This window comes from Streptomyces sp. UH6, assembly GCF_013421635.1.
Classification (GTDB): Bacteria; Actinomycetota; Actinomycetes; order Streptomycetales; family Streptomycetaceae; genus Streptomyces; species Streptomyces abyssomicinicus.
In genome coordinates this window covers 1-1,442 of record NZ_JACADT010001227.1, presented here as the reverse complement: position 1 = coordinate 1,442, position 1,442 = coordinate 1, and the positions used below count along the sequence as shown (strand labels likewise).

At 73.5% G+C, this 1,442-nt stretch carries 2 protein-coding genes; one reads left to right on the top strand and one right to left on the bottom strand.

Annotated features, from left to right (window positions below):
• Positions 1-12 precede the first annotated feature (12 nt).
• Positions 13-1,023, bottom strand: coding sequence for a Gfo/Idh/MocA family oxidoreductase (locus tag HW445_RS30815; RefSeq protein WP_180224078.1), 1,011 nt, complete (start codon positions 1,021-1,023; stop codon positions 13-15).
• Positions 1,024-1,126: 103 nt separating this feature from the next.
• Between HW445_RS30815 and HW445_RS30810 the strand changes: the two genes are divergently transcribed.
• Positions 1,127-1,442: GntR family transcriptional regulator (locus HW445_RS30810; protein WP_308800215.1), on the top strand; the 316-nt coding region annotated here is incomplete at its 3' end.

Here is a 1,442-nt window from a genome sequence, read left to right as displayed (position 1 = left end):
GCGCAGGCCGGGTCAGCGCGGGCCGTCGGGGATCTCGCCGAGGTGGACGGGCCGCCGCTCCCGGCGGGAGAGCTCGCAGGCCTCGGCGATCCGCAGCGCCTCCAGCGCCTGCCGGCCGTCGCACGGATTGGGCCGGGCGCCGCGGACCACGTCCAGGAAGGTGTACAGCTCCGCCTGGAAGGCCGGGGCGAACCGCTCGAGGAACCCGGTCCAGGGCTTCTCCGCCGGGGACGGCCCCCCGGGCCCGGCCGAGAAGAACGGCGTGCGCTCGTCGAGTCCCACCACCACCTGGTCCAGCTCGCCGGCCAGCTCCATCCGCTGGTCGTACCCCGCGCCGTTGAGCCGGGTCCCGGTCACGGTGGCCAGCGTGCCGTCGTCCAGGGTGAGCACCACCGCCGCCGTGTCCACCTCCCCGGCGTCCCGGAACATCGCCGGTCCGGCGGCCGACCCGGCCGCGTACACCTCGGACACCTCCCGGCCGGTCACCCAGCGGAGCGTGTCGAAGTCGTGGATCAGTACGTCCCGGTACAGCCCGCCGTGCAGCGCCAGGTGTTCGGCCGGCGGCGGCGCCGGCTCCGCGGTCAGGGCGCGCACCGTGTGCAGCCGCCCCAGTCGGCCGTTCCACACGGCCTCCTGCGCGGCCACGTGGGCGGCGTCGAAGCGGCGCTGGAAGCCCATCTGGAGCACCGTGCCCGCGGCCTCGACGTCGGCGATCGCCTCCAGCGTGGACCACAGGTCCAGCGCTATCGGCTTCTCGCAGAAGACGGGCAGCCCGTAGCGGGCGGCGCGCCGGATCAGGTCGGAGTGCGCGGAGGTCGCGGCGGTGACGACCACCGCGTCGACGCCCCAGTTGAACACCTCGTTCACACCGGGCGCCACCGTCGCCCCCAGCCGCTGGCCGATCTCGTGTGCCCGCTCCTGGTCCGTGTCGGTGACGACCAGGGACCCCACCTCGCTGTGACGGCTGAGGACGTGGGCGTGCAGGGCGCCGATCCGTCCGGTGCCGATGACTCCGATGCGCATGAGGACAAAAAATGGCCTTCACCTGACGTGATGTCAAAGCGCATGTCCGTTTGACCGGACATACGGTTTCACTTCCACCTCGCACGGGCGCTAATCTCCGCCCGTGGCGAGAGCAGAGACCGATCCCCTCGTGTCGCTCGGGCTGGGCGTCGACCGCGGCAGCCCGGTCCCCCTCTACTTCCAGCTGGCCGAGCAGCTGCGCACCGCGATCGAACAGGGACGGCTGGCGCCCGGCATGCTGCTGGGCAACGAGATCGCGTTCGCCGCCCGGCTCGGCCTCTCCCGGCCCACCGTCCGGCAGGCGCTGCGGACCCTGGTCGACCAGGGGCTCCTGGTGCGCCGCAAGGGCGTGGGCACCCGGGTCGTCCCCGCGGCCGCCGGCGGCGCCGCGCCGAAACCGGTTCTGACCAGCCTCCACG

Excerpts from the sequence above, each read along its gene's own strand:
- HW445_RS30815 (WP_180224078.1), bottom strand. The coding sequence starts at position 1,023 with ATGCGCATCGGAGTCATCGGCACCGGACGGATCGGCGCCCTGCACGCC.